1 pseudogene is annotated in these 228 nt (G+C 67.1%); it reads left to right on the top strand.

The features are described from left to right. Positions 1-29: 29 nt before the first annotated feature. Positions 30-228: pseudogene (locus tag BN358_RS23290) on the top strand (CoB--CoM heterodisulfide reductase iron-sulfur subunit A family protein); the annotation flags it as partial.

The raw sequence follows: 228 nt of genomic DNA, 5'->3' as shown, positions 1-228 counted from the left end.
GAGCCGTGAGCTGACCTCCCGGTCGACCTGTGGTGCTGGTCACCGGCATGGTGCCCAGGGAGAACTCCGATCTGGTTCAGGTGCTCAAGCTCCCGGTCGGAAGCGACGGGTTCTTCAACGAGATCCATCCCAAGCTGCGTCCGGTGGAGACGGTGGTCGACGGCGTGATGATCGCCGGCTGCTGCCAGAGCCCGCGCACGGTGGGGGAGAGCGTCGCTGCCGGGCTGA

The sequence above is a fragment of the Sedimentibacter sp. B4 genome (assembly GCF_000309315.1).
Lineage (GTDB): Bacteria > Bacillota > Clostridia > Tissierellales > Sedimentibacteraceae > Sedimentibacter > Sedimentibacter saalensis.
Note: the sequence above shows the minus strand (reverse complement) of the source record. Positions and strands in the feature narration are given on the sequence as shown.